General features: G+C 61.3%; 23 protein-coding genes and 1 rRNA gene (1 of these 24 only partly in view). 16 read left to right on the top strand and 8 right to left on the bottom strand.

The annotated features are described in order from the left end of the window. Positions 1 to 481: 481 nt before the first annotated feature. The 5 genes from ACE4QZ_RS23450 to dksA all read right to left on the bottom strand — a co-directional run bounded on the left by ACE4QZ_RS23450 (position 482) and on the right by dksA (position 6706). Positions 482 to 1924 carry a sigma-54-dependent transcriptional regulator gene (locus tag ACE4QZ_RS23450; protein ID WP_021784786.1) on the bottom strand — a complete coding sequence of 481 codons (1443 nt, stop codon included), beginning with the start codon at positions 1922 to 1924 and terminating at the stop codon, positions 482 to 484. A 4-nt stretch (positions 1925 to 1928) separates the two neighbouring features. Further along, the gene (locus ACE4QZ_RS23445; protein WP_021784785.1) at positions 1929 to 4904 is read right to left on the bottom strand and encodes a sensor histidine kinase; all 2976 of its coding nucleotides are present in this window, start codon (positions 4902 to 4904) and stop codon (positions 1929 to 1931) included. Then, positions 4888 to 5064: a hypothetical protein gene (locus tag ACE4QZ_RS23440; protein ID WP_003250005.1), complete on the bottom strand. Its 177-nt coding sequence runs from the start codon at positions 5062 to 5064 to the stop codon at positions 4888 to 4890. The genes ACE4QZ_RS23445 and ACE4QZ_RS23440 overlap by 17 nt, the downstream gene beginning before the upstream one ends. Before the next feature lie 244 nt (positions 5065 to 5308). Further along, entirely contained in the window at positions 5309 to 6196 is an 888-nt protein-coding gene (gene gluQRS, locus ACE4QZ_RS23435; protein ID WP_033730627.1) for a tRNA glutamyl-Q(34) synthetase GluQRS, read from the bottom strand. A gap of 63 nt (positions 6197 to 6259) precedes the next feature. Continuing rightward, a complete protein-coding gene (gene dksA, locus ACE4QZ_RS23430) occupies positions 6260 to 6706 on the bottom strand; it encodes an RNA polymerase-binding protein DksA (protein ID WP_003250009.1) in 447 nt (148 codons plus the stop codon). A gap of 210 nt (positions 6707 to 6916) precedes the next feature. Here dksA and ACE4QZ_RS23425 point away from each other — a divergent pair, with 210 nt between their 5' ends. Then, positions 6917 to 8089 carry a pyridoxal phosphate-dependent aminotransferase gene (locus tag ACE4QZ_RS23425; protein ID WP_021784784.1) on the top strand — a complete coding sequence of 391 codons (1173 nt, stop codon included), beginning with the start codon at positions 6917 to 6919 and terminating at the stop codon, positions 8087 to 8089. Further along, positions 8089 to 8802, top strand: a complete 714-nt coding sequence (gene sfsA, locus ACE4QZ_RS23420; protein WP_410480200.1) for a DNA/RNA nuclease SfsA — start codon at positions 8089 to 8091, stop codon at positions 8800 to 8802. Before ACE4QZ_RS23425 ends, sfsA begins: the two co-directional genes overlap by 1 nt. Here the strand turns inward: sfsA and ACE4QZ_RS23415 are convergent. Beyond that, positions 8792 to 9109, bottom strand: a complete 318-nt coding sequence (locus ACE4QZ_RS23415) for a Rieske (2Fe-2S) protein (RefSeq protein WP_028697598.1) — start codon at positions 9107 to 9109, stop codon at positions 8792 to 8794. The two genes, sfsA and ACE4QZ_RS23415, sit on opposite strands and share 11 nt — an antisense overlap. A gap of 147 nt (positions 9110 to 9256) precedes the next feature. On the opposite strand from ACE4QZ_RS23415, the gene ACE4QZ_RS23410 reads away from it, so the two are divergent. From ACE4QZ_RS23410 to ACE4QZ_RS23395, 4 genes are all read left to right on the top strand, one after another. Then, positions 9257 to 10141 (top strand): hemin ABC transporter substrate-binding protein, encoded by an 885-nt coding sequence (locus ACE4QZ_RS23410; RefSeq protein ID WP_392522044.1) that lies wholly within the window; start codon positions 9257 to 9259, stop codon positions 10139 to 10141. Positions 10142 to 10191: 50 nt separating this feature from the next. Next, positions 10192 to 11175 (top strand): FecCD family ABC transporter permease, encoded by a 984-nt coding sequence (locus tag ACE4QZ_RS23405; RefSeq protein ID WP_172402780.1) that lies wholly within the window; start codon positions 10192 to 10194, stop codon positions 11173 to 11175. Further along, the gene (locus ACE4QZ_RS23400) at positions 11175 to 11942 is read left to right on the top strand and encodes a heme ABC transporter ATP-binding protein (RefSeq protein ID WP_084850158.1); all 768 of its coding nucleotides are present in this window, start codon (positions 11175 to 11177) and stop codon (positions 11940 to 11942) included. Before ACE4QZ_RS23405 ends, ACE4QZ_RS23400 begins: the two co-directional genes overlap by 1 nt. Positions 11943 to 12047: 105 nt before the next feature. Next, the gene (locus ACE4QZ_RS23395) at positions 12048 to 12932 is read left to right on the top strand and encodes a ChaN family lipoprotein (protein ID WP_274102050.1); all 885 of its coding nucleotides are present in this window, start codon (positions 12048 to 12050) and stop codon (positions 12930 to 12932) included. A 155-nt stretch (positions 12933 to 13087) separates the two neighbouring features. On the opposite strand, the gene ACE4QZ_RS23390 is transcribed toward ACE4QZ_RS23395, so the two are convergent. Both ACE4QZ_RS23390 and ACE4QZ_RS23385 read right to left on the bottom strand, forming a co-directional pair. Further along, positions 13088 to 13390 carry a TfoX/Sxy family protein gene (locus ACE4QZ_RS23390; RefSeq protein WP_021784777.1) on the bottom strand — a complete coding sequence of 101 codons (303 nt, stop codon included), beginning with the start codon at positions 13388 to 13390 and terminating at the stop codon, positions 13088 to 13090. Positions 13391 to 13548: 158 nt separating this feature from the next. After that, a complete protein-coding gene (locus ACE4QZ_RS23385; protein ID WP_028697595.1) occupies positions 13549 to 15111 on the bottom strand; it encodes a bifunctional aminoglycoside phosphotransferase/ATP-binding protein in 1563 nt (520 codons plus the stop codon). Between the two features lie 115 nt (positions 15112 to 15226). Here ACE4QZ_RS23385 and mrcB point away from each other — a divergent pair, with 115 nt between their 5' ends. From mrcB to ACE4QZ_RS23335, 10 genes are all read left to right on the top strand, one after another. Next, positions 15227 to 17548 carry a penicillin-binding protein 1B gene (gene mrcB, locus ACE4QZ_RS23380; RefSeq protein WP_021784775.1) on the top strand — a complete coding sequence of 774 codons (2322 nt, stop codon included), beginning with the start codon at positions 15227 to 15229 and terminating at the stop codon, positions 17546 to 17548. A 15-nt stretch (positions 17549 to 17563) separates the two neighbouring features. Beyond that, positions 17564 to 18349: a tetratricopeptide repeat protein gene (locus ACE4QZ_RS23375; protein ID WP_021784774.1), complete on the top strand. Its 786-nt coding sequence runs from the start codon at positions 17564 to 17566 to the stop codon at positions 18347 to 18349. Continuing rightward, positions 18349 to 18681: a YqcC family protein gene (locus ACE4QZ_RS23370; RefSeq protein ID WP_019099850.1), complete on the top strand. Its 333-nt coding sequence runs from the start codon at positions 18349 to 18351 to the stop codon at positions 18679 to 18681. The genes ACE4QZ_RS23375 and ACE4QZ_RS23370 overlap by 1 nt, the downstream gene beginning before the upstream one ends. Before the next feature lie 408 nt (positions 18682 to 19089). Continuing rightward, positions 19090 to 20814: an acetolactate synthase 3 large subunit gene (locus ACE4QZ_RS23365; RefSeq protein ID WP_028697593.1), complete on the top strand. Its 1725-nt coding sequence runs from the start codon at positions 19090 to 19092 to the stop codon at positions 20812 to 20814. A 1-nt stretch (position 20815) separates the two neighbouring features. Next, positions 20816 to 21307: an acetolactate synthase small subunit gene (gene ilvN, locus ACE4QZ_RS23360; RefSeq protein ID WP_003250040.1), complete on the top strand. Its 492-nt coding sequence runs from the start codon at positions 20816 to 20818 to the stop codon at positions 21305 to 21307. Positions 21308 to 21362: 55 nt separating this feature from the next. Beyond that, entirely contained in the window at positions 21363 to 22379 is a 1017-nt protein-coding gene (gene ilvC, locus ACE4QZ_RS23355) for a ketol-acid reductoisomerase (RefSeq protein WP_021784771.1), read from the top strand. A 150-nt stretch (positions 22380 to 22529) separates the two neighbouring features. Beyond that, positions 22530 to 23381: a CDP-diacylglycerol--serine O-phosphatidyltransferase gene (gene pssA / locus ACE4QZ_RS23350; protein ID WP_021784770.1), complete on the top strand. Its 852-nt coding sequence runs from the start codon at positions 22530 to 22532 to the stop codon at positions 23379 to 23381. 79 nt (positions 23382 to 23460) lie between these two features. After that, a complete protein-coding gene (gene msrP, locus ACE4QZ_RS23345) occupies positions 23461 to 24474 on the top strand; it encodes a protein-methionine-sulfoxide reductase catalytic subunit MsrP (RefSeq protein WP_028697592.1) in 1014 nt (337 codons plus the stop codon). Further along, positions 24474 to 25085: a protein-methionine-sulfoxide reductase heme-binding subunit MsrQ gene (gene msrQ, locus ACE4QZ_RS23340; protein WP_392520041.1), complete on the top strand. Its 612-nt coding sequence runs from the start codon at positions 24474 to 24476 to the stop codon at positions 25083 to 25085. The genes msrP and msrQ overlap by 1 nt, the downstream gene beginning before the upstream one ends. A 985-nt stretch (positions 25086 to 26070) precedes the next feature. Further along, positions 26071 to 26769 (top strand): 16S ribosomal RNA (locus ACE4QZ_RS23335); it runs 838 nt beyond the window's last position.

The following is a 26769-nucleotide window of genomic DNA, read 5'->3' as shown; positions in this document are numbered from 1 at the left end:
TTGTGCGTGAGCCGTTTCGTCTTGTTCTTATTCTGAGTTGCAGTGCTTGTTATTGTTCTTGTACCAAACATATAGCAGGTGCCGTGCCAACTTTTCAAAACCCAGTAAAATCAAGGGGTTGAGTAGGTTTCGCAATTTTCGGAAGGTCGAAAATGTCGGAATTTCGTTACCGTACGCCTCGGGGGCTGTTACGGCGGAAAGCGTGGGTAACAGATTTTTACGGGAGGTGATGTGTTACCTGGGGTGTTCCCAGGCCAGATGTGTTCGCCACACCCCGTTCAGCGCCTGTGCCATTGGCGCGCATCCCCCTCGGTGCACGACAGGATATTGAAGGGGACACACAAGGGGCCGCGCGCCAATGGCTCAGGATTGATTGGCCCGAAACAGATGTAGGAGCGAGCTTCGCTCGCGATGCGCCGCGTGGGCGGCGCTCGATCTCACAGGCGCCGCACTTGCTGCGGCGAACACTGGGCAGGTTGAATTACTCGCTGGTAGCGTTGCTCTTGCGTCGTGGTATGCCCAAGCGTTGGCGGCGTTCCCACAGGCACTTGCGGCTGACGCCGAGCTTGCGTGCCAGTTCGGTCTCGGTCATGTGGTCCTGGTGCTCAAGCACGAAGTGCTGGAAGTAGTCTTCCAGCGACAGGTCCTCGGTCGGCTCGTGGCTCGCGTTGGCCGCGCCGGCCACCACCAGGGCATTGTCGAGGAGGTCGTCCTCTTCCAGATCGCTCAGTTCGATGTCGATGCCCAGCAGCTCGGCGGAAATTTCTGCGCTCTCGCTGAGGATCACCGCGCGCTCCACGGCGTTTTCCAGTTCACGCACGTTACCGGGCCAGCTGTAGTGGCGAATGGCTTGCTCGGCCTCGGCCGAGAAGTGCAAGTCGTCGCGGCCGATGCGAGCGCTCTGGCGGGCGAGGAAGACGCTGGCGATCTCGTTGACGTCGCTGCCACGCTCGCGCAGTGCTGGCAGCTTCAGGGCGATCACGTGCAGGCGGTAATACAAGTCTTCACGGAACTGGCCGGCCTTGGCCAGGTTTTTCAGGTCGCGGTGGGTCGCGGCAATCAGGCGCACATCGACCTTTTGCGACTGCACCGAACCTACCCGGCGAATTTCGCCTTCCTGCAGCACACGTAGCAGGCGTGCCTGGGCTTCGAGCGGCAGTTCGCCAATTTCATCGAGGAACAGCGTACCGCCATCGGCGGCTTCCACCAAGCCGGCGCGCCCGGCGCTGGCGCCAGTGAAAGCGCCTTTTTCGTGGCCGAACAGTTCGGATTCGATCAGTGTTTCGGGGATGGCCGCGCAGTTCACCGAGATCATCGGTGCCTTGGCCCGGCGAGACAGGTTGTGCAGGGCGCGGGCCACCAGCTCTTTACCGGTGCCCGACTCGCCCTGGATCAGCACATTGGAGTCGGTTGGGGCGACTTTGCGGATCTTGCTGTACATGTCCTGCATGGGCTGGCACGAGCCGATGATGCCGATTTCGCCATTGGCCGTTGTCGCACTGCCTTTGTCGGAGGCTGCAACCTTGCCATTGCTGGCGCGTGGCTCGGCAGGCGGTGCAGCAGCCGGGGCGTTCTGCCGGTCGCGCAGAATACGCGCCACTGCCTGCAGCATCTCGTCATGGTCGAAGGGCTTGGCGATGTAGTCCACCGCGCCCATTTTCATCGAGTCCACCGCTGAGCGCAGGCTGGCGTAACTGGTCATGATCAGCACCGGGGTGCCCTGGCCGAGCTTGATCAGCTCGGTGCCGGGGGCACCTGGCAGGCGCAGGTCGCTGACGATGAGGTCGAAAGTGGCAATGCTGAAGCGTTCCTGGGCTTCCTGCACCGAGCCGGCCTCGCTGACCTGGTACTGGTTCCGCTCAAGTAGACGACGCAGGGCCGAGCGGATGATGGTTTCGTCTTCGACGATCAGAATGTGCGGCATTGATTCAATTCTCTCGACGGTCTCGAATTTCAGGGGACGTCGCTACGACATGCCGGGGCAGGGTCACGCGGATCCGGGTGCCTCGTTGCCGTTCGATATCGGCCGGGCTGTCGATGGTGATTTGCCCATAATGCTCTTCCACGATGGAATAGACCAGAGCGAGCCCCAGTCCGGTTCCTTCGCCCGGGTCCTTGGTGGTGAAGAAGGGCTCGAACAGGCGGTCCATGATGTTCTTCGGAATCCCGCTGCCTTCGTCTTCGACGATCAGGTCGACGGTGTGCTCGCTAACCTCGCTGCGCACGCGTACGGCGCTGCCGGGCGGCGAGGCGTCGCGGGCGTTGGAGAGCAGGTTGATCAGCACCTGGGCCAGGCGCTGCGGGTCGCCTTCAGCCCAATGGTCCGGGTCGCAAAGGTTGAAGAACTGTACTTCGAAATTGCGCCGGTTCAACGCCAGCAGACCGATGGCATCTTGTGCCACTTCGGCCAGGCACACGGGCTCCTCGCTGTTCTGGTGGCTGCCGCCGGCATGGGCAAAGCTCATCAGCGACTGGACGATGCGCGATACGCGCTTGGTCTGGTCAAGGATCTGGCTGGACAACTCGATGATTTCGCCATCGTCTTCGCGTTCCTCGCGCAGGTTTTGCGCCAGGCAGGCGATGCCGGTGATCGGGTTACCGATCTCGTGGGCCACGCCGGCGGCCAGGCGGCCGATGCTGGCCAGGCGCTCGGAGTGCACCAGCTTGTCTTCCAGTGCCTGGGTTTCGGTAAGGTCTTCCACCAGCAGTACCAACCCGCTGTTACCGGGGGCCAGTGGCTCGTCGATGGCTGCCTTGTGCAGGTTCAGCCAGCGCGGCTGGCCATCCAGTGCCAGGCGCTGCTTGTGCAGATGCTCGTCGGGCACGTTGATGAAGCCTTGCAGCAGGCCGCGCCAAGGCTCGTCGATGGTGACCAGGCGCGAGCCGACCACATGCTTGGCGGCAATGCCGGTGAGCTCTTCCATGGCCTTGTTCCACATCAGGATTTCCTGGTCCTTGGCCAGTGAGCAGACGCCCATGGGCAACTCCTGCAGGGTCTGGCGATGGTAGCGGCGCAGGGCATCGAGTTCGGCGGCCAGCCCGGTCAGGCGCGAGTGGTAGTCCTCCAGGCGGCTTTCGATGAAGTGGATGTCTTCGGTTACGTAGTTTTCGTTACCGGACTTGTACGGCAGGAAAGTCTCGACCATGTCCTGGGCCACGCTCGGCCCCATCAGGCCGGACAGGTTGGCTTCGATGCGGTCGCGCAGGCGGCGCAGGGCATAGGGGCGGCGTTCGTCGAACGGCAGGTAGAGGTCGCGCAGTGCTTGCTCGACTTCCTTTTGCGCGGCCTTGGCGCCCAGCGGCTTGGCCAGTTGGGTGGCAAATTCCTGCGGCGAGGCGGCGTGCAGCTCGCGGCGCTGCGGGCGGCGCACGTTATCCACGGCACAGGCTTCGGCCGCGCTGACCTCTTCGGTACTGGCGTTGGTGAACAGTGAGATCAGGGTGAACAGCAGCACGTTGGCCGCCAGCGAGGCGATGGCTGCCATGTGCCAGCTGGTATCGTCCAGCACATAGATCATGTCCAGCAGCGGGATGTAGAAGCCCTGCAAATTGCCGAGAAGCGGCAGCAGCATGGTCACCATCCACACCAGGGTGCCGGCCAGCAGCCCGGCGATGAAACCGCGGCGGTTGGCGGTTGGCCAGTAGAGCACCGACAGCACCCCAGGCAGGAACTGCAAGGTGGCGACGAACGCAACGATGCCCAGGTTGGCCAGGCTCTGGTGGTAGTTCTGGCTCAGGTAGAACATGAACCCGGCGGTGATGATGGCGACGATTAGTGCACGGCGGGTCCACTTCAGCCACCGGTAGATGTTGCCTTCGGCCGGGGGCTGGTAAAGCGGCAGCACCAGGTGGTTCAGGGCCATGCCCGACAGCGCCAGGGTGGTTACGATGATCAGGCCGCTGGCTGCCGACAGGCCGCCAATGTAGGCCAGCAGTGCCAATGCCTGGTTGTTGGCGGCGATGCCCAGACCCAGGGTGAAGTACTCGGGGTTGGTGCTGGCGCCCAGGCGCAGGCCGGCCCACAGCACCAGCGGCACGGCAAGGCTCATCAGCAGCAGGAACAGCGGCAGGCCCCAGCTGGCGCTGACCAGCGAGCGCGGGTTGAGGTTTTCGGTAAAGGCCATGTGGTACATGTGCGGCATGACGATGGCCGATGCAAAGAACACCAGCAGCAGGGTGCGCCATGGGCCTTCCTGCAGGGGGGTGTGCAGGGCGGCGAGGGCGGTCTGGTTCTGCAACAGCCAGACTTCCAGCTCGTGCGGGCCGCCGAATACGCCATACAAGGCATACAGGCCAATACCGCCCAGGGCCAGCAGCTTGATCACCGACTCGAAGGCGATGGCGAAAACCAACCCCTCATGCTTTTCGCGCGTGGCGATGTGCCGCGAGCCGAAGAAGATGGTGAACAGAATGATCAGCGTGCAAAAGGCAAAGGCCACCCGGGCCTTGACCGGCTCACCGGTAAGGATGCTGATCGAGTCGGCCACCGCCTGGATCTGCAGGGCCAGCAACGGCAGCACGCCAATCAGCATGATGATGGTGGTCAAGGCCCCGGCCCACGTGCTGCGGAAGCGGAAGGCCAGCAGGTCGGCCAGCGATGACAGCTGATAGGTGCGGGTGATCTTGAGGATCGGGTAGAGCAGCACCGGCGCCAGCAGGAATGCGCCAGACACCCCCAGGTAACAGGCAAGGAAGCCGTAGCCATACTGGTAGGCCAGGCCAACCGAGCCATAGAAGGCCCAGGCACTGGCGTAAACGCCCAGCGAAAGGGTGTAGGTAAGTGGGTGGCGAATGATCGAACGCGGGATCAGCCCGCGCTCGCTGATCCAGGCCACGCCGAACAGCACCATGAGGTACCCGGCGCTGATCAGGATCATCTGGGTCAGGCTAAAGCTCATCGGCATCTCGTTGGCTCTGCAGGATGAAGGTGACGACGATCAGGATCAGCCAGAGCAGGTAGGGGCGGTACCAGGCTCCGGTCGGTTCGATCCACCAGTCCATGATGGCCGGGGAGAACAGGTAGATCCCCACGACCAGAAGCAGGACCAAACGATAGATGTACATGCTGGCCTCGATGGTTGGGCGCTGCGGGCTTGAACTTATTATTGGCGCAAATGGCAGGGGGGATGCTAGCGGGAATCCACAGCGTTCGCCAAGGGTTTGAATTTACTGGGCTTTTGTTTTTAGGGGGGCTTTACCTGTGCCGGCCCTTTCGCGGGCATGCCCGCTCCCACAGGTAGACCACAGGCCTTGAAGGCGGCGTGGTTCCTGTGGGGGCGGGCGCGCCCGCGAAAAGGCTGGTAAAGGTTCAGCGCAAATCAGCCTCCGGCACCGTGGTCCGCTGCGCGATCGCTTCTGGCCGCCACTGCGTGCGCGCGACTGCCAGCACCTCTGCTGGCGTCGCCAACAGCAGTTCCGGATCCGTCTCCTGCCCCAGCGCCCGCAGTGCCCGCAGTAGCAGGGGAGTAGCATGCTCCGCCTGCAGTGGCGGGGAACGGTACGACTTGCCCAGCTTGTGCCCATCTGGCTGCACGATCAGCGGAATATGCAGGTAACGCGGCTGTGAGAAGCCCAGCAGTTCCTGCAGGTACAGCTGGCGCGGGGTATTGTCGAGCAGGTCGGCGCCACGCACGATGTCGGTAACACCCTGCCAGGCATCGTCCAGCACCACGGCCAACTGGTAGGCGTACAACCCGTCACGACGCTGGATGACGAAATCGCCCACCTCACGCCCCAGGTGTTGCTGGTATTCACCCTGCACACGATCGGTAAAACGGTAGATCAGCTCCGGCACCCGCAGGCGGATGGCCGCCCCTTCACGGGCATGCCCGGCGTTACGGCAAAAGCCCGGGTAAATGCCGTTGTAGCTTTCCAGTTGCTTGCGCGAGCAGGTGCAAGCGTACGCCAGGCCCATGTTGAACAGGCGGTCTACCACGGCAGCATAGGCATCGTGGCGCTGGCTCTGGAATACCACCTCGCCATCCCAGTGCAGGCCGTAACGTTCCAGCGTCTGGAGGATGGCATCGCGGGCGCCGGGCATTTCCCGGGGCGGATCGGTGTCTTCCATGCGCAGCAGCCAGCGGCCGTTGACGGCGCGGGCATCGAGCCAGGAGGCGAGGGCGGCGACCAGCGAGCCGAAGTGCAGGAAGCCGCTGGGGGTGGGGGCGAAGCGCCCGATGTAGCTGGAGTCGGTCATGGTCAGGCTGGGCATATAAATGAAACGGGGCGCATGATGCGCCCCGTTCAGGTGGAAGAAAGATCAGCCTTTGCCGACCGTTTTTTCCTTTTTCTCGGCAATTTCCTTGCAGTCGAAGCACAGGTCGGCGGTTGGGCGGGCTTCCAGGCGGCGCAAGCCGATCTCGATGCCGCACGACTCGCACCAGCCGTACTCTTCGTCCTGAATCTTCTGCAGGGTTTTATCGATTTTCTTGATCAGCTTGCGCTCGCGGTCGCGGTTGCGCAGTTCGAGGGCGAATTCCTCTTCCTGGGATGCCCGGTCTGCGGGATCTGCGAAGTTGGCTGCCTCTTCTTTCATATGGTCAACGGTCTTGTCGACGCCGACCATCAGCTCTTGCTTCCAGCCAGTGAGGATCTTGGTGAAGTGCTTGCGCATGGGCTCACCCATGTACTCCTCACCCTTGGTCTCCTGATAGGGTGCAACCCCATAAAGATTCTGGTTGGCTTTTTGCTTTTCTAGGGTGGACATGAATAGACCGCCTCTCACTCATCTGATCCAATGCGCAGGATGCTCCATCTCCGGCGACCGCCGGCCCTGCGACTGCGAGCCGCCGAACTTACCAGATAGATCGGGGGTGCGCTACCCCGCCCGATCCTGCTAATTGACACTGGCCTGAGCGGTACGTTCGGTGGTGTGCAGAGGTAGAATCTCCAGTTTAGACCCAATTGAGAGAAGGTCATGGCCCAACCCTACAGTGCGCGCAGCCGCGCCATCGAACCTTTCCACGTCATGGCGCTGCTGGCCCGGGCCAACGAGCTGCAGGCGGCCGGGCACGACGTGATCCACCTGGAAATCGGCGAGCCGGACTTCACCACGGCCGCACCCATCGTCGCTGCCGGCCAGGCCGCGCTGGCCGCCGGGCACACTCGCTATACCGCCGCACGCGGTCTGCCGGCACTGCGTGAGGCAATTGCCGGCTTTTATGGGCAGCGCTATGGCCTGAATATCGACCCGCAGCGCATCCTTGTTACCCCGGGTGGCTCCGGCGCGCTGCTGCTGGCCAGCAGCCTGCTGGTGGACCCGGGCAAGCACTGGCTGCTGGCCGATCCGGGTTACCCGTGCAATCGCCACTTCCTGCGCCTGGTCGAGGGCGGGGCCCAATTGGTACCGGTGGGCCCGGACGTTAACTACCAACTGACTGCCGAACTGGTTGAGCGCTACTGGGACAAGGACACCGTCGGCGCTCTGGTCGCTTCGCCGGCTAACCCGACTGGAACCGTGCTGGGGCGCGAAGCGTTGGCCTGCCTGGCCAAATCCACCCATGAGCGGCATGGTCATCTGGTGGTGGACGAGATCTACCACGGCCTCACCTATGGCATGGACGCGCCAAGCGTGCTGGAAGTCGACGACTCGGCCTTTGTCCTGAATAGTTTTTCCAAGTATTTCGGCATGACCGGTTGGCGCCTTGGCTGGCTGGTGGCCCCGCCCGGTGCGGTGGCCGACCTGGAGAAACTGGCGCAGAACCTGTACATCAGCGCGCCGAGCATGGCCCAGCATGCCGCGCTGGCCTGTTTCCAGCCCGAGGCGCTGGCCATTTTCGAAGAGCGCCGCGCCGAGTTCGCCCGCCGTCGCGACTACCTGCTGCCTGCCCTGCGTGAACTGGGTTTCCGCATTGCCGTCGAGCCGCAAGGCGCGTTCTACCTATATGCCGATATCAGCGCTTTTGGCGGTGACGCATTCGCATTCTGCCGACATTTCCTGGAAACCGAGCACGTGGCGTTCACGCCGGGCCTGGACTTTGGTCGCCACCTGGCCGGGCACCATGTGCGCTTCGCTTATACCCAGAGCCTGCCGCGCCTGGAAGAAGCGGTGCAGCGTATTGCCCGTGGCCTGCGGAGCTGGCAAGGCTGATGCGTTTCTCTCCGTCACTCGAGCAGGGCCGCCTGCTGCGTCGCTACAAGCGCTTTCTGGCCGATATCGAACTGGCCAGCGGCGAGCAGATGACTATCCACTGCCCGAATACCGGCTCCATGCTCAACTGCATGCGTGAAGGTGGGCAGGTGTGGTTCAGCCGCTCCAACGACCCCAGGCGCAAGCTGCCAGGGACCTGGGAAATCAGCGAAACCCCCCAGGGGCGGTTGGCCTGCGTGAATACCGGGCGGGCCAATGCATTGGTCGAAGAGGCCCTGCGCGCCGGCACTATCACTGAACTGGCTGGTTTCACTGCACTCAAGCGCGAAGTGGCCTATGGCGAGGAAGGCAGCCGTATCGACTTTCGGCTGGAGTTCGAGGGTGCTCCGACCTATGTCGAGGTCAAGAGTGTGACGCTGGGCTACCCCGACACTGCAGTTGCGGCCTTCCCTGATGCGGTGACTCAGCGCGGTGCGAAACACCTGCGCGAGCTGGCAACGCTGGCCCGGCAGGGCGTGCGGGCCGTGCAGCTGTATTGCGTGAACCTGACCGGTATCGACGCTGTGCGCCCGGCCGAGGAAATCGATATGGCCTACGCCCAGGCGCTGCGCGCTGCAGTAGCGGACGGGGTGGAGGTGCTGGCCTATGGCACCCGCCTGGACGCCGAGGGTATCGTTATCGATCGCCGCTTGCCGGTGTTGCTTACCCCTTGAACCAGATGCCCAGGCTGTCTTCGTGGCAGCCCAGGGGCTGCAGCTGCTCACCCTCGCAGGGCCCCGCCACGCATTCGCCGCTTTCTATCAGGAACAGCGCACCGTGATGGGCGCAGTGGATGAGGCTGGCGCTGTCATCCAGAAACGCGTCCTCTGCCCAGTTCAGCGGGATGTCCCGGTGCGGGCAGCGGTTGCGGTACAGGTACACCTGGCCTTGGCGGCGTACGCCGAACAATTCGAGGCCGTCTACGCTGAAGGCGCGGCTTTGGCCCTCGGCCAGGCCGAGGGATGTACAAAGGAAGTGCATGGCAAGGATGGCTCGTGGAACATATGTTGGCTTGACGCTTCAATGCGAATAATTATCAAATTGATCGCGTTCGCTGCGCCTGGCTGTCTATGGTGCGCAGTTCCGCCGCTCGCCACAAGGCGTGTAGCCGTCTTCAGAAGGAACCCGATGATGCGCCGTCCAACTGCTTTCCTCGCTTTGTGTGCAAGCCTTGTGCTCTCTACCCAAGCCTTGGCAGCCGAGCTGCCGCAACGCTGGGTCAGCGCGGGTGGCGCCTTGAGCGAGTGGATAACCGCATTGGGGGGTGAAGCGCGCCTGGTCGGTGTGGACACTACCAGCCAGCACCCTGCCTCGTTGAAATCGTTGCCCAGTGTGGGTTATCAGCGACAGCTGTCGGCCGAAGGTATTCTCAGCCTGCGCCCGGATGTGCTGGTGGGCACCGAGGAAATGGGCCCGCCACCGGTACTGGCGCAAATCCGCAAGGCCGGCGTGCGGGTTGAGTTGTTCTCCAGCAAGGCCGAGCTGCCGGCGGTAGATGAAAACCTCAGGCACCTGGGGAAGTTGCTCGGCGCAGAGCAGCAAGCGTCCACGCTTGCAGCGGACTACCGCCAGCGGCTCGATGCGTTGCATGCCAACGTCAAGCTGGCCCAGGCCGGGCAGCAGGCTCCTGGGGTGTTGCTGCTGGTCGGCCATGCCGGGGCCAAGCCGCTGATCGCCGGGCAAGGCACTGCCGGTGACTGGCTGCTGAGCCAGGCGGGTGGGCGTAACCTGGCCGCGCACCAAGGTTACAAGAACTTCTCCAACGAAGCCTTGGCGGCGCTTGACCCGGATGTGATCGTGTTTTCCGACCGGGCGCTGGCCGATGGGCAGGCGTTGCAGGCGCTGTTGAAAGAAAACCCCGCACTGGCGGCCTCGCGGGCCGTGCGTGAGAAACGCCTGGTCTCACTGGACCCGACGCTGTTGGTCGGCGGGCTTGGGCCTCGGCTACCGGCGACCTTGCAGTCGCTGGCAGCCACCTTCTACCCCCTTGCTCAGGCCAGCTTCGCGCAATGAAACAGCGGGTCCAGCCACGTACGTTGTTCATTAGCCTGAGCCTGTTGTGCCTGTTGGCGATCTGGCTGTCACTGGCGTTGGGGCCAGTCAGCCTGCCGATGTTCGATACGCTGCGCGCTGGCCTGCGTCTGCTGGGGCTGCCTGTTTCCGAAGATGGCCTGCAGCAGGCCGAGATGATCCTTGGCCAGATCCGCCTGCCGCGCACTCTGTTGGGCTTGGCGGTGGGCGCGGTGCTGGCTCTGTCCGGGGTGGCCATGCAGGGGCTGTTCCGCAACCCGCTGGCCGACCCCGGGCTGGTAGGTGTTGCCGCCGGTGCCGCAGTGGGGGCTGCGGTTGCCATTGTTGGCGGCGCCTGGCTTGGCGGCATGCCGGATGCTTTCGCGCCTTATCTGCTGTCGTTCTGCGCTTTTGTCGGCGGGCTTGGGGTAACTGCGCTGGTCTACCGCCTGGGGCGCCGCGATGGCCAGACCAACGTTGCCACGATGCTGCTGGCTGGCGTGGCCATGACCGCGCTGGGTGGCGCGGCCGTGGGGCTGTTCTCTTACCTGGCCGATGATGCCACCTTGCGCACGCTGACATTCTGGAACCTTGGCAGCCTCAATGGCGCCAGCTATGAGCGACTGTGGCCATTGTTGCTGGTGGCGACAGGGGTTGCGGTGTGGTTGCCGCGCCGGGCCAAGGCGCTGAATGCCCTGTTGTTGGGTGAGTCTGAGGCGCGTCACCTGGGCGTTGACGTGGAGCGGCTCAAGCGTGAGCTGGTGTTCTGCACGGCACTGGGGGTTGGGGCGGCAGTGGCTGCAGCCGGGTTGATCGGCTTCATCGGCCTGGTAGTGCCGCACCTGGTACGCCTGCTGGCCGGCCCCGATCACCGTGTGGTGCTGCCAGCCTCGCTGCTGGCCGGCGGTGTGCTGATGTTGTTCGCCGACCTTGCGGCGCGGCTGCTGTTGGCGCCTGCCGAGCTGCCGATTGGTATCGTCACGGCCTTCATTGGTGCGCCGTTCTTCCTGTTCCTGCTGATGCGAGGACGCGGCTGATGTTGCAAGTAGAGGGCCTGTATCTGCGCAGGGGTAGCAATGAGGTGCTGCACGACATTCACCTGCAGTTGCCTCCGGGGCAGGTAGTGGGTGTGCTCGGCCCCAACGGCGCCGGCAAGAGCAGCCTGCTGAGTGTGCTGTGTGGTGAACTGGCGCCTGACCGCGGGCGGGTGACGCTGCAGGGCCGCCCACTGGCCGATTGGGCTGGGCAGGAACGGGCAAGGCGCCTGGCAGTGTTGCCACAGGTGTCCAGCCTGAGTTTCTCGTTTCGGGTCGAGGAAGTGGTGGGTATGGGGCGCATGCCTCATGGCACAGGGCAGCGGCGTGATGCGGAAATTGTCGAGGCGGCGTTGCAGGCGACAGACGCCTGGCACTTGGTGGAGCGCAGTTACCTGGCGCTTTCCGGTGGCGAGCGGCAACGGGTGCACCTGGCCCGCGTGCTGGCGCAGCTATGGCCGGGCGAGGAGGGGGCCACGTTGCTGCTCGACGAACCGACCTCGATGCTCGACCCGCTGCATCAGCACACCACCCTGGAAGCCGTACGTCGCTTCGCCGACTGCGGTGCTGCAGTGTTGGTGATCCTGCATGACCTGAACCTGGCGGCGCGTTACTGTGATCGTATCCTGTTGCTGGAGCAGGGGCGTTGCCACGCGTTTGCCACACCCGAAGCGGTACTGACCCCGGCGGCACTGAAGGCGGTGTACGGTATCGACGTACTGGTGCAAGCGCACCCCGAGCGCGGGCATCCGCTGATCATCACCCGTTGATTCTCAAGCCATGCACGGCCTGTGTGGAAGCGGCCTTGTCTCGCGACAGATCCGCCCCCCTCGGGGAAGGCCATTCAAATTGTGGATGACATGGAGTAACTGCCGATGCGACACCCGCTGCTGTCTGGTTTCTCGCTGTGCCTGGTACTGGCGCTGGGCGGTTGTCAGGCCAGCCTGCCGCCGTTGCCCGCCTGGCAGAGTAGCGAAGGTCGCACCCACGCCGAGCTGGGTAAGATTGTCGATCTGTCCAATGAGCAGGTCATAAGCCCCGAAAAGCTGGTGCATCGCCTGGCTGTCGCCCCCCGCGTGCTTGTCGGCGAGAAGCACGACAACCCTGACCATCACGCGCTGCAGCTATGGCTGCTGCGCGCTCTTCAAAGCCAGCGTACTCAGGGCAGCCTGTTGCTGGAAATGCTGCAGCCCGAACAGCAGTCACGGGTGGACAAGCTGGTTGGGCAGCCTTTGCCGGAAGACTTGCCCAAGGCGCTGGCCTGGCAGGAGGGCTGGGATTGGCAGTTGTACGGGCCGATTGTCACCGACGCCTTGCAGCATCGGGTGACGTTGCTGGCAGCCAACCTTTCGCCCGCCGAGATGCGTCAGGCCTATCGACAACCGGCTCCGGTGCAGGGCGAAAAGTCCAATGCACCCGCGGTAAAGGCTGCCTTGCTGGAACAGGTGCGCGCCGGGCATTGCGGGATGCTGCCGGAAAGCCAGTTACCGGCGATGCTGGCCGTTCAGCAGCAGCGCGACCGGCGCATGGCCGAGCGTTTGCAGGCGGCGCCGCAACCGGCACTGTTGTTTGCCGGGGCTTACCACGTGCGCAAGGACTTGGGCATACCCTTGCATCTGGCTGACCTAGAGGCATCGGGGGAGAGCAAGGTATTGCTGCTGGCTGAGGTAGGCGAGCGAATCGAGCCTGGCGAGGCTGATTATGTGTGGTACACGGCAGCGATGCCGGAGCAGGATTATTGTGCGCAGTTGCGGCGTTGATCCTTGAAAAGCACAGGCAAAAAAAGACCCGGCAAATTGCCGGGTCAATAACCGTGATTAGCCTGATGAGGAGATAATCTGAGAGTCCGAACCAAGGTCTCTTAGCTTATCCAACCAGTCTCGCGACCAGTTGCGATAATCATAACAATTCTCATTTAGCCGTCAATCCCTTTACCCTGATTATTTTGGTTTTTCTGCGTAGGTTTTTTCGCGTCCAATTGTTGGTTGAGTGCTTCCTTGCGTTCGAGCGGCAAATCGTTCCAGTGCATGTCCAGCAGGGCGCCTTCAATGGCATACAACAGCACCTTCGATGCACGGAACCCTCGTGTTTTCACGGCCTGGTACGCACCCACCGCGCCCAGGCGGCGCAAATCCGATGCACTGTGGATGCCGGCTGCATGCAGCCACTGCGCAGAAGTCTTGCCAAGGTTCTTCAGATGCTGCAATTCATCGTTCATCGAGCCTCCTTGCGATGGCTGAACGGGAATGGGGGATAAATCGCGAGCAGGGTCAGAGAGGAGTGTAGCGGGGGTTCGGGAATACGCGGCTTTTTGCCATCGGATGATGAGCGGCCTGTGCCTGCCCTTTTGCCGGCAGGCACAGGAAGATGATGAACTTACAGGCCAGGCAATCGCTGGCGAATCTGCTCGATCACCTGGTCCATGCTGCCGGCAGTTTGGGTATCGACGCGTGTGCTGTGCACCAGCTCCTGCGCATCCAGCGCCTCACGGCCTGCCTGCTGGGCCTTGATCACCTCCAGCGTGGCATCCGACGGGTCGCTGTTTTCGGCCTGGCGCTGCGCCAGCCAACTGGCGATGACCGCCTCTGGCGCGTGGCAGTCAAGGATGAGGAACGGCACTCCGGTCTGGCTGGCAACGTCTGCCGCAGCCTGGCGCTGCTCATGCTTGAGGTAGGTGGCGTCCAGCACCACCGGGAAGCCGGCGCGCAGCACGGTCGCAGCTATCTCGTGCAGGCGCAGGTAGGTCGCAGCGCTGGCGTCCTGGTCATAGATGCCCGTGCTCAGTTGGCCGGCGTCGGCCTGTTGTTGTTCGCCGAACAGGCGCTTGCGCTCCACGTCCGAACGCACGCGCACAGCACCCAAGGCCTCGACCAGGCGCATGGCCACGTGACTTTTGCCCACCGCCGAAACGCCATGGGTGATGGCCAGCAGCCGCGACGGGATGGCACTGTAGCTTTCGGCCAGGTTGGCGTAATTGCGGTAGGTGCGCAGGGTGGTGGCACGTTGCACGCCATCAGCATCGGCCGGCATGCTGAACAGTGCGACCTTGGCCCGCACCAGCGCACGGTAGGCCTTGTAGAAGTTGAGCAGTTCCAGGCCTTCATAGTCCCCCGTCAGTTCCAGGTACTGGCTGATGAAGCGCCGGGCCAGGCATTTCAGGCCTCGGTCTTCCAGGTCCATGGCCAGGAAGGCGGTGTCGGCGTAGACGTCGGTCAGTCGGAAAGGCTCGTTGAACTCGATGCAATCGAAGATCACTACCTTGCCATCGATCAAGGTGGCGTTGCCCAGGTGGATGTCACCGTGGCACTCACGGATGAAGCCATTGGCCTTGCGCTTTTCCAGCAGGCCGTGCAGGCGCTCGAAGCTGCTGCGGGCCCAGGCCTGCAGGGCGTCGAGTTGCTGCAGATCGGCTTTGTCGCTGAGGAATGGGCGGATTTGCTCGAAGTTCTGCTCCACCGGGGCCATCACGCTGTCTGGCGTGCCCAGCGGGTGCTCCATCGGCACACGTGGGGCCTGCAGGTGAAACTCGGCAATCTGCCGGGCCATCTGGTCGATGTGCGTGGCGTTCAGCTCGCCATTGGCCTGCAGGGTGTTGAGCATCTGGCCCTGAGGGAACTGGCGCATCTTCAGCACGTACTCGATGGCTTCACCTTCGCCACCTATCTGCGGTGCGTCGACGCTACCGGTGATCGGCAGCACTTCCAGATACAGGCCTTCGGTCAGGCGCTGGTTCAGGCGCAACTCTTCGTTACAGAAATGCCGGCGCTGGTCCAGCCCGGTGAAGTCCAGGAAGCCGAAATTCATCGGTTTCTTGACCTTGTAGGCGTACTCGCCAGTGAGCAGGACCCAGGAGATATGCGTCTCGATGAGCTGAAACCCATCCACGGGGTGAGGGTACAGGGCAGGGTTCTGCAACGCAGTAATAAGAGCTTGGCTCACGGCAAATCCTTCCGGGGCAAGGGAATTCGAATGCGCCATTATGGTCAATGGTGCCGTCCCTGCCTACCGCCGGGCCGTCTGCCCAGCCTTTATAAAGTGCGTATAATCCGCCGCCATGACCCGAACCCGAAATTCCCGTACCCCTCAGAAACGCCCGACCGGCCGCTCCCGCGCCTGGCTGGGCTGGGCTTTGAAGCTCAGCCTGGTAGGCCTGGTGATAGTCGCCGGCTTCGCGGTTTACCTCGATGCCGTCGTCCAGGAAAAGTTCTCCGGCAAGCGCTGGACCATCCCGGCCAAAGTGTATGCCCGGCCGCTGGAGCTGTTCACCGGCCAGAAGTTGAGCAAGAGCGACTTCCTCACCGAGCTCGATGCCCTCGGCTACCGTCGCGAGAGCGCGGCTAACGGCCCCGGCGCTGCGTCCGTCAACGGCAATACCGTCGACCTCAATACCCGTGGCTTCCAGTTCTACGAGGGCATGGAGCCGGCGCAGTTCGTCCGCGTGCGCTTCTCTGGCGACTACGTTGCGGGCCTTTCCGGCGCCAACGGCAAGGCGCTTGACGTGGTGCGCCTGGAGCCGCTGATGATCGGCGGCATCTACCCGAAAAACCTTGAAGACCGCATCCTGATCAAGATCGATCAGGTCCCCAAGTATCTGCTCGAAACCCTGGTGGCCACGGAAGACCGCGACTTCTACAGCCACTACGGCGTGTCGCCCAAGTCCATCGCCCGGGCCATGTGGGTCAATACTTCGTCCGGTTCCATGCGCCAGGGTGGCAGTACCCTGACCCAGCAGTTGGTGAAGAACTTCTACCTCAGCAGCGAGCGCAGCCTCAGCCGCAAGCTGACCGAGGCGATGATGGCGATACTGCTCGAACTGCATTACGACAAGCGCGAAATCCTTGAGGCCTACCTCAATGAGGTGTTCGTCGGTCAAGACGGTCAACGCGCCGTGCACGGCTTTGGCCTGGCTAGCCAGTTTTTCTTCAGCCAGCCGTTGTCCGAGCTGAAACTGCATCAGATCGCCCTGCTGGTGGGCATGGTCAAAGGGCCGTCCTATTACAACCCGCGGCGTCACCCCGAGCGCGCCCTGGCGCGCCGCAACCTGGTGCTCGACCTGGTGGCCGAGCAGGGCGTGGCCAGCCAGGCAGAAGTCGATGCGGCGAAGAAAATGCCGCTGGGCGTAACCAAGCGTGGCAGCCTGGCCGACAGCTCGTTCCCGGCCTTCCTTGACCTGGTCAAGCGACAGCTACGTCAGGACTACCGCGACGAAGACTTGACCGAAGAAGGCCTGCGCATCTTTACCAGCTTCGACCCGATCCTTCAGATGAAGGCCGAAACCTCGATGAGAGAGACCTTCAAGCGCCTGTCGGGCCGCAAGGGGGCTGACGAGGTGGAAGCGGCAATGGTCGTGACCAACCCTGAGACCGGTGAAGTACAGGCGCTGATCGGTAGCCGCCAGGCAGGCTTCGCCGGCTTCAACCGGGCCATCGATGCCGTGCGGCCGATCGGCTCGCTGGTCAAGCCGTCGGTATACCTGACTGCGCTGGAGCAGCCGAGCAAATACACCCTGACCAGTTGGGTGCAGGATGAGCCATTTTCGGTCAAGGGGGCTGACGGCCAAGTCTGGCGCCCGCAAAACTATGACCGTCGCCCGCACGGCACTATCTACCTGTACCAGGGGCTGGCCAACTCGTACAACCTGTCGACCGCCAAGCTCGGCCTGGAAGTGGGCGTGCCGAACGTGATCAAGACCATTGGTCGGTTGGGGGTAAATGTTGACTGGCCAGCGTTCCCGGCCATGTTGCTGGGCGCTGGTGGCATGTCACCGATGCAGGTGGCAACCATGTATCAGACCATCGCCAACGGTGGCTTCAACACGCCGATGCGCGGTATCCGCAGCGTGCTCACCGCCGAGGGCGAGCCGCTCAAGCGCTACCCGTTCCAGATCCAGCAAACCTTCGACCCGGGTGCCATCTACCTGGTGCAGAACGCCATGCAGCGCGTAATGCGCGAAGGTACCGGGCGCTCGGTGTACAACACCTTGCCACGCTCGCTGACCTTGGCGGGCAAGACCGGTACCAGTAACGACTCGCGTGACAGCTGGTTCTCCGGCTTCAGTCAGGATCTGCTGGCCGTGGTGTGGATGGGCCGTGACGATAACGGCAAGACACCGTTTACCGGCGCCACCGGAGCCTTGCAGGTGTGGACCAGTTTCATGAAGAAGGCCGACCCGCTGCCACTGGATATGCCGCAACCGGACAACGTGGTGCAGGCCTGGATCGACCCGTACACTGGCCATGGGTCTGATGCCAGCTGTCCGGGAGCGGTGCAGATGCCGTATATTCGCGGGAGTGAGCCGCCGGCCGGCGCAACCTGTGGCGGCGAGCAGGATCCAGTCGAATCGGTAATGGACTGGGTCAAGGGCTGGATGAATTAAGCACAGGCTGCATTGATGAGGTGTGACGTGAACAAGTGGCTGTTTCCTGCCGTGACGGCGTTGGCTGTGCTCCAGGGGTGCTCCAGCGTCCCGCGTGGCAATATTCCGGTGGTCGATTCGAGCACCCGCGTGTCCAACAGCGAGCGCGTGACGGCCAACCGCTCGGCGGGTGGCTATAACACCGGCACCGCCCAGGCGCAGACGCTGCCGGAGGATTCCGGCGTCACCGTGATGATCCCGCAGGGCGCAGGTGCTTCGGGCATCCAGACGTTCCCGGCGAACAATGGCGCAGCGCCGATCACTCCAGGGCCCATCACTCCAGGCCCTGTCAGTTCGGCACCGATGACCACCAATCCCAACCCGATTGCCGATGAACCCTTCGACATTGCCGCGATGAACAACACCCCGCAAAGCGCCAGTGCGCCCACCGGTATTCCGCGCAGCGCTGCCGCCGGTGGTCTGTCGGCCGACGAGCAACTGGACGGCCCGGTGCTGGCATTGCTGACCACTGCGCAGACGCAGCAGGGCAGTGGCGACTTCAACGGTGCCGCCTCGAGCCTGGAGCGTGCCCAGCGTATTGCTCCGCGTGAGCCGCAGGTGCTGTATCGCCTGGCCCAGGTGCGCCTCTCGCAAGGTGATGCAGCGCAGGCCGAGCAGTTGGCGCGTCGCGCTCTGACCTACGCCAACGGCCGCCCAAGCCTGCAGGCCGAGCTATGGAACACGATCGCCCAGGCGCGTGAAAAGCAGGGTGACAGCGCTGGCGCTGCGCTGGCCCGGCAAAAGGCGCGGGTCAACTCGTGATGATCGAGCAGCGCATTCTGGATATTGCCGACCACCTGCTATTGATCGAGCGTGAACTGCAGGTGCAAGGCTGGTGGGATGACGAGCCGCCAAGCGACGAGGCGCTGGCCAGTACGGTCCCGTTCGCCGTGGATACCCTCAGTTTTGAGCAGTGGCTGCAATGGATCTTCCTGCCCCGCATGAAGATCATCATCGAGCTGGGCCACCCGTTGCCCAATGCATCGAGCATCCTTGTCATGGCCGAAACCGTGTTTACCGACCGGCCGGAGCAAAGTCGTGAGCTACGGCGCCTGTTGGCAGCTTTTGATCAATTGATCGCTCCTTCCGCCTGATTTCTTCAGTTTTTCCTTCTAGGGCCGCAGATTGTGGCCCTTTTTATTGGAAATCTTCTTAATTCTGCTGCTGAAGCGATTTTTAGTGGTGGCAGGAATTCATCTTGGGGAAAAATTGGCAATAATTTTTCTTGACTTGTTGGCGCCGAATCACAAGAATCCAACTTCCGCTGTAGAGGGACTGCCAGAAGCAGACCCGCTAAGCAGATCATGAGGTGCACACCCGCGCCGACCTGTTACACCCCGCAACGCGTTACCTCGCGCTGGGTGGGAAACCCCCGCAACACTCTGGGGATCTCCCAATACTTGCTCAGTCAGTGCTGACGTTCGCTCATGCTCTGCTTGGCAGTAAACCTATTAAGACCCGTCCAGTGAGGGCGGTATTCTGGCGTTTTAGAGGTGAACAACGTGGAGCTTTTATCTGGCGCTGAGATGGTCGTCCGCTTCTTGCGTGACGAAGGCGTTAAGCACATCTACGGGTACCCTGGTGGTGCTCTCCTGCATGTTTACGACGCACTGTTCAAAGAACCGGAAGTGGAACACATCCTGGTTCGTCATGAGCAGGCGGCAACCCATATGGCGGACGGCTACGCTCGTGCCACCGGCAAGGCCGGTGTGGTACTGGTAACCTCCGGTCCTGGCGCGACCAATGCCATTACCGGCATTGCCACCGCCTACATGGACTCGATTCCGATGGTCATCCTGTCCGGCCAGGTGCCTAGCACCATGGTGGGCACCGATGCCTTCCAGGAAACCGACATGATCGGTATCTCGCGGCCGATCGTGAAGCACAGCTTCATGATCAAGAACCCGACCGAGATCCCTGAAATTCTGAAAAAAGCTTTTTATCTGGCGCAATCCGGTCGCCCAGGTCCAGTCGTGGTCGACATTCCAAAAGATATGACCAACCCGGCTGAAAAGTTTGAATACGTCTACCCGAAAAAGGTCAAGCTGCGCTCCTACAGCCCGGCGGTCCGCGGTCACTCCGGGCAGATCCGCAAGGCTGCCGAGATGCTTCTGGCTGCCAAGCGCCCGGTTGTCTACTCCGGTGGCGGTGTGATCCTCGGCGGTGGCTCCGAAGCCCTGACTGAAATCGCCAAGTCGCTGAACCTGCCGGTCACCAATACCCTGATGGGGCTGGGTGGCTTCCCGGGTACCGACCGCCAGTTCCTCGGCATGCTTGGCATGCATGGCAGCTACACCGCCAACATGGCCATGCACAATGCCGACGTCATCTTTGCCGTCGGTGCGCGTTTCGACGACCGCGTTGTAAACGGCCCGGCCAAGTTCTGCCCGAATGCCAAGATCATCCACATCGACATCGACCCGGCGTCGATCTCGAAGATGATCAAGGCCGACGTGCCGATCGTCGGCCCGGTCGACAGCGTGCTCAGCGAAATGCTCGGCATCCTCAAGGAAATCGGCGAGCAGCCTGACAAGGCGGCGCTGGATGCCTGGTGGAAGCAGATTGACGAATGGCGTGGCAATGGCGAGTTGTTCCCTTACGACAAGGGCGATGGCAACGTCATCAAACCGCAAAAAGTCATCGAGACACTGTGCGAAGTGACCAATGGCGATGCCTTCGTCACTTCCGACGTGGGCCAACACCAGATGTTTGCCGCGCAGTACTACCGCTTCAACAAGCCAAACCGCTGGATCAACTCCGGTGGCCTGGGCACCATGGGCTTCGGCTTCCCGGCGGCGATGGGCATCAAGCTCAACTTCCCGGATCAGGACGTGGCCTGTGTGACCGGCGAAGGCAGTATCCAGATGAACATCCAGGAGCTGTCCACCTGCATGCAATACGGCCTGCCGGTGAAGATCGTCAACCTGAACAACGGTGTGTTGGGCATGGTCCGCCAATGGCAGGACATGGCCTACAACGGTCGCCATTCGCACTCATACGTCGAGTCGCTGCCTGACTTCATCAAGCTGGCCGAGGCCTATGGCCATGTGGGTATCCGCATTACCAGCCTGAAAGACCTCAAGCCGAAGCTGGAAGAAGCGTTTGCGATGAAGGACCGTCTGGTGTTCATCGACATCGCGGTTGACCGCAGTGAGCACGTCTATCCGATGCAGATCAAGGATGGCTCGATGCGTGACATGTGGCTGAGCAAGACGGAGCGTACCTGATATGCGGCACATCATTTCCCTGCTGCTGGAAAACGAACCAGGTGCGTTGTCCCGTGTGGTCGGCCTGTTCTCCCAGCGCAACTACAACATTGAAAGCCTGACTGTAGCGCCGACCGAAGATCCGACCCTGTCGCGTCTGACGCTGACCACCGTTGGCCATGACGAAGTGATCGAACAGATCACCAAGAACCTGAACAAGCTGGTCGAAGTGGTCAAGCTTGTCGACCTGTCGGAAAGCGCTCACATCGAGCGTGAACTGATGCTGGTCAAGGTCAAGGCCACCGGTGCCCAGCGCGCCGAGATCAAGCGCACCACGGATATCTTCCGCGGCCAGATCGTCGACGTGACCGCCAGCGTGTACACCGTGCAGCTGAGCGGTACCAGCGACAAACTGGACAGCTTCATCCAGGCGATCGGCACTGCATCGATTCTGGAAACCGTGCGCAGCGGCGTTACCGGCATTGCCCGTGGCGACAAAGTGCTCAGCATCTAAATTTAAAAATTAGCGATGGCTCCGCAGGGGCCGAGATATAACCAGGGGTATTTTCATGAAAGTTTTCTACGATAAAGACTGCGACCTTTCCATCATCCAGGGTAAGAAAGTCGCCATCATCGGTTACGGCTCCCAGGGCCACGCTCAGGCGTGCAACCTGAAAGATTCCGGTGTAGACGTTACCGTCGGTCTGCGTAAAGGTTCGGCTACCGTTGCCAAGGCTGAAGCTCACGGCCTGAAAGTTGCTGATGTTGCTACCGCTGTCGCTGCGGCTGACCTGGTCATGATCCTGACCCCGGACGAATTCCAGGGCACTCTGTACAAGAACGAAATCGAGCCGAACATCAAGAAGGGCGCTACCCTGGCCTTCTCGCACGGTTTCTCGATCCACTACAACCAGGTTGTTCCGCGTGCCGACCTCGACGTGATCATGATCGCGCCGAAAGCCCCGGGCCACACCGTTCGTTCCGAGTTCGTCAAAGGCGGCGGCATCCCTGACCTGATCGCTATCTACCAGGACGCCTCCGGCAACGCCAAGAATGTCGCGCTGTCCTACGCTTCGGGCGTGGGTGGTGGCCGCACCGGCATCATCGAAACCACCTTCAAGGACGAAACCGAAACCGACCTGTTCGGTGAGCAGGCTGTTCTGTGTGGCGGTACTGTCGAACTGGTCAAAGCCGGTTTCGAAACCCTGGTCGAAGCTGGCTACGCGCCGGAAATGGCCTACTTCGAGTGCCTGCACGAGCTGAAGTTGATCGTAGACCTCATGTACGAAGGCGGCATCGCCAACATGAACTACTCGATCTCCAACAACGCCGAATACGGTGAGTACGTGACTGGTCCGGAAGTCATCAACGAAGAATCCCGCAAGGCCATGCGCAATGCTCTGAAGCGCATCCAGGACGGCGAGTACGCGAAGATGTTCATCTCCGAAGGTGCTACCAACTACCCATCGATGACCGCCAAGCGTCGCAACAACGCCGCTCACGGCATCGAAATCATCGGTGAGCAGCTGCGCTCGATGATGCCGTGGATCTCGGCTAACAAAATCGTCGACAAGACCAAGAACTAAGTCTTATCGAAAGATGAAAAACGCGGCTTTGGCCGCGTTTTTTCGTTCTGGCATCCCGCTTCTGGTATAAAGCAGACCAGTGGCTCGCTGTCAGAACCTGTTTCGCGGGCCCGTGTCGAACATTTTCCATCCTGTTGCAAGGTACCCTCCATGAGCGAACGTCCCGAAGAGCCGAACAAGCCCTCCGACGCCGAAAGCCTGCTACCTGTCGATGAGCACGTTGAAGAAGGGCATGACGCCGAAGGCCGTAAGGTGCGCCACCGCGGCATCTACCTGCTGCCCAACTTGTTTACCACCGCCAACCTGTTTGCCGGTTTCTATTCCATCATCAGCTCGATGAGCGCACAGAGCGCCCTGAGTGCCGGCGACCCGCGCGAGGCGAGCAAGTACTTCGCTTTTGCCGCTATCGCCATTTTCGTGGCCATGGTGCTCGACGGTCTGGACGGCCGCGTTGCGCGCATGACCAACACCCAGAGTGCCTTCGGTGCCGAGTATGACTCGCTATCGGATATGGTCGCCTTCGGCGTGGCCCCGGCTTTGCTGGCCTTCGGCTGGGCGCTGGGTGACATGGGCAAGGTCGGCTGGATGGTTGCATTCATCTATGTGGCCGGTGCCGCGTTGCGCCTGGCGCGTTTCAATACCCAGGTCGGTACCGCCGACAAGCGCTACTTCATCGGTCTGGCCAGCCCGGCTGCCGCCGGTGTGGTGGCGGGCACCGTATGGGCGTTCAGCGACTATGGCATTCAGGGCTCCAAGCTGTCGTTCCTGGTGGCGCTGTTGGTGGCTGCTGCTGGCATGCTGATGGTCAGCAACATCAAGTACAACAGCTTCAAGGAGCTGGACCTCAAGGGGCGCGTGCCGTTCGTGGCGATCCTGGCGGTGGTGCTGGTGTTTGCCGTCGTGTTCAGCGACCCTCCGCGTATCCTTCTGTTGATCTTCCTTGCCTATGCAGCATCGGGGCCGATCCAGTTCCTGCTGAAGGCACGCCGTCGCAAAGTGTGAAAATCACTTAACGCTGGAATAACCTCACGGCTCCATAGTCTTACTGGTACATCCGTTACTCAGTGCTATGGAGCCGTTCATGCTTATCAAGCTTCCCAGGTCTTCCGAGTGCAAGGCGTCGGAGATCACCCCCGAAGGCATTTACCTTTCCCGTCGTACCCTGCTGGGCGGCTCATTGGCTGGCTTGGCGCTAGGCGCATTACCGGGCGGGGTGGGCGCGGCGCAAGTGTCCCGTTATGCCGATGTGCAGGCTGGGGTCGCACCAGCCTGGTTCACTGACAAGCTCGCGGCCACGCACTGGCAGGCGGTGACGGTGAAGGACGAGGCGATCACGCCATTCAAGGATGCCACTCACTACAACAACTTCTACGAGTTCGGGCCCGACAAGGGCGACCCGGCGGCCAATGCCGACAGCCTGAAGACCGAACCGTGGTCTGTTGTGGTGGATGGTGAGGTTGGCAAACCCGGACGCTATGCACTGGAGGACTTCGTCAAACCCTATCAGCTTGAGGAGCGGATCTATCGGCTGCGCTGTGTTGAGGCGTGGTCGATGGTCATTCCGTGGCTGGGGTTCCCTTTGGCTCAGGTGCTCAAGCAGGTCGAGCCTACTTCCAAGGCGCGTTATGTGCGTTTCGAAACGCTGAACGATCCGCAGCATATGCCCGGGCAGCGCTCAGGATTCGCCTTGATCGACTGGCCTTATAGAGAAGGGTTGCGCCTGGATGAGGCGATGCACCCGTTGGCAATTCTCGCGGTGGGTATGTACGGCCGGGAGCTGCCCAACCAGAACGGCGCGCCGTTGCGTCTGGTGGTGCCTTGGAAGTATGGCTTCAAGAGCATCAAGTCGATTGTGCGCATCAGCCTGGTAGCGGAGCAGCCCGGTACTACCTGGGAAGGGCTGGCGCCGGATGAATATGGCTTCTATGCCAATGTGAACCCTACAGTCGACCACCCGCGCTGGAGTCAGGCGCGCGAACGTCGCTTGCCCAGCGGACTGTTCAGTCCCAACGTGCGGGAGACCCAGATGTTCAATGGCTATGCTGATGAAGTGGCGTCGCTGTATGCCGGGCTCGATCTGCGGAAGAACTACTGATGCGTTACCCCTGGTTTCGTTTGGCCATCTTCGTCGTAGGCTGCCTGCTTCCGATGTGGTGGCTATATGAAGCAGCGATGAACCTGCTGGGGCCTGACCCCGGGAAGATCATGATGGACCGCCTTGGGCTCGGGGCGCTTACCTTCTTGCTGGTGACCTTGAGCATGACCCCTCTGCAGAAGTTGACGGGCTGGTCTGGCTGGATCGTGGTTCGCCGGCAGCTGGGGTTGTGGGTGTTCGCTTATATAGTGCTGCACATACTGGCTTACCTGTTTTTCATTCTTGGGCTGGATTGGGGGCAGTTGGCGGTGGAACTCAGCAAGCGGCCCTACATTATTGTGGGGGCGCTGGGCTTCCTGGGTTTGCTGGCGTTGGCGGTTACCTCTAACCGGTACAGCCAACGGCGGCTGGGGGCGCGGTGGAAGAAGCTGCATAGGTTGGTGTATGCGGTGCTTGGGTTGGGCTTGCTGCATTTCCTGTGGATCGTGCGTTCCGACCTTCGGGAATGGTCGATCTATGCGTTTATTGGGGCTGTGTTGATGGTGTTGCGGATACCTGCTGTTGCGCGGGCTCTTCCCAGGGTTGCCAGGAGGCAGGGTAGGGCGGTTTGAGAGGGGGTGGGGCTGCCACGGGCCTGTCTTGAGATAGCAATGGCTGTGGAGGGGGGGGCCGCCTTTGTTTCTCTGGTGTCTGTGAGATCGAGCGCCGCCCGCGCGGCGCATCGCGAGCTGCGCTCGCTCCTACGTTTGTTTCGGGCCAGTCACGCCTGTGATAGACGCGCGCGACCGCCTTGTTTGTACGACGCGATATCGCGCCATGCGCCAAGGCGCTCGCGCGCAAATCCCCAGAAATAATAGGCCCGAAACAAACGTAGGAGCGAGCGACAGCTCGCGATGCGCTTGTTTGTACGACGCGATATCGCGCCATGCGCCAAGGCGTTCGCGCGCAAATCCCACAGGCATAATTGGCCCGAAACAAACGTAGGAGCGAGCGCAGCTCGCGATGCGCCGCGCGGGCGGCGCTCGATCTCACAGGCGCTGAATGTGTTGCGGCGAGCACCTGGTGGCCTTGATACGGTCTTCACCTGGAATATTCCAAATAAATGAAATTAAAGGTTGACGCGCTTTCGAATCCCCTTATAATGCGCCCCACTTCCAGCGACATCGGAACGAAAAACTCCTTGATATTCAACGAGTTAAGTAGTTAAGGCGAAAGCTGGAGGGGCTACGATCGAATGGTCGAAAGCGGTTGAAAAGGTGGTTGACAGTGCTTCTAAGTGCTGTATGATTCGCCTCCCGCTACGAGAGATCGCAGCGAGCCAAGTGTTTGAAGCTAAACGAGTTTCTCGCAAAAAACTTCAAAATAAACGCTTGACAGGCTCTGAGGAATGCGTAGAATGCGCGCCTCGGTTGAGGCGAAAAGCTCTTAACCAAACGCTCTTTAACAAATCGAATCAAGCAATTCGTGTGGGTGCTTGTGAGTACGGACTGATAGTCAAAAAGATTATCAGCATCACAAGTGGCCATGCGAGAAATCACATAGTCATTTGAGATTGCTGAGCCAAGTTTAGGGTTTCTTAAAAACCCAAGCAGTATTGAACTGAAGAGTTTGATCATGGCTCAGATTGAACGCTGGCGGCAGGCCTAACACATGCAAGTCGAGCGGATGACGGGAGCTTGCTCCTTGATTCAGCGGCGGACGGGTGAGTAATGCCTAGGAATCTGCCTGGTAGTGGGGGACAACGTTTCGAAAGGAACGCTAATACCGCATACGTCCTACGGGAGAAAGCAGGGGACCTTCGGGCCTTGCGCTATCAGATGAGCCTAGGTCGGATTAGCTAGTTGGTGGGGTAATGGCTCACCAAGGCGACGATCCGTAACTGGTCTGAGAGGATGATCAGTCACACTGGAACTGAGACACGGTCCAGACTCCTACGGGAGGCAGCAGTGGGGAATATTGGACAATGGGCGAAAGCCTGATCCAGCCATGCCGCGTGTGTGAAGAAGGTCTTCGGATTGTAAAGCACTTTAAGTTGGGAGGAAGGGCAGTAAGCTAATACCTTGCTGTTTTGACGTTACCGACAGAATAAGCACCGGCTAACTCTGTGCCAGCAGCCGCGGTAATACAGAGGGTGCAAGCGTTAATCGGAATTACTGGGCGTAAAGCGCGCGTAGGTGGTTTGTTAAGTTGGATGTGAAAGCCCCGGGCTCAACCTGGGAACTGCATCCAAAACTGGCAAGCTAGAGTACGGTAGAGGGTGGTGGAATTTCCTGTGTAGCGGTGAAATGCGTAGAT

Origin of the sequence: Pseudomonas sp. DCA-1 (assembly GCF_046523955.1) — a bacterium.
Classification (GTDB): Bacteria; Pseudomonadota; Gammaproteobacteria; order Pseudomonadales; family Pseudomonadaceae; genus Aquipseudomonas; species Aquipseudomonas putida_Y.
The sequence above is the reverse complement of the archived record's forward strand: the minus strand, read 5'-3'. Positions and strand labels throughout refer to the sequence as shown.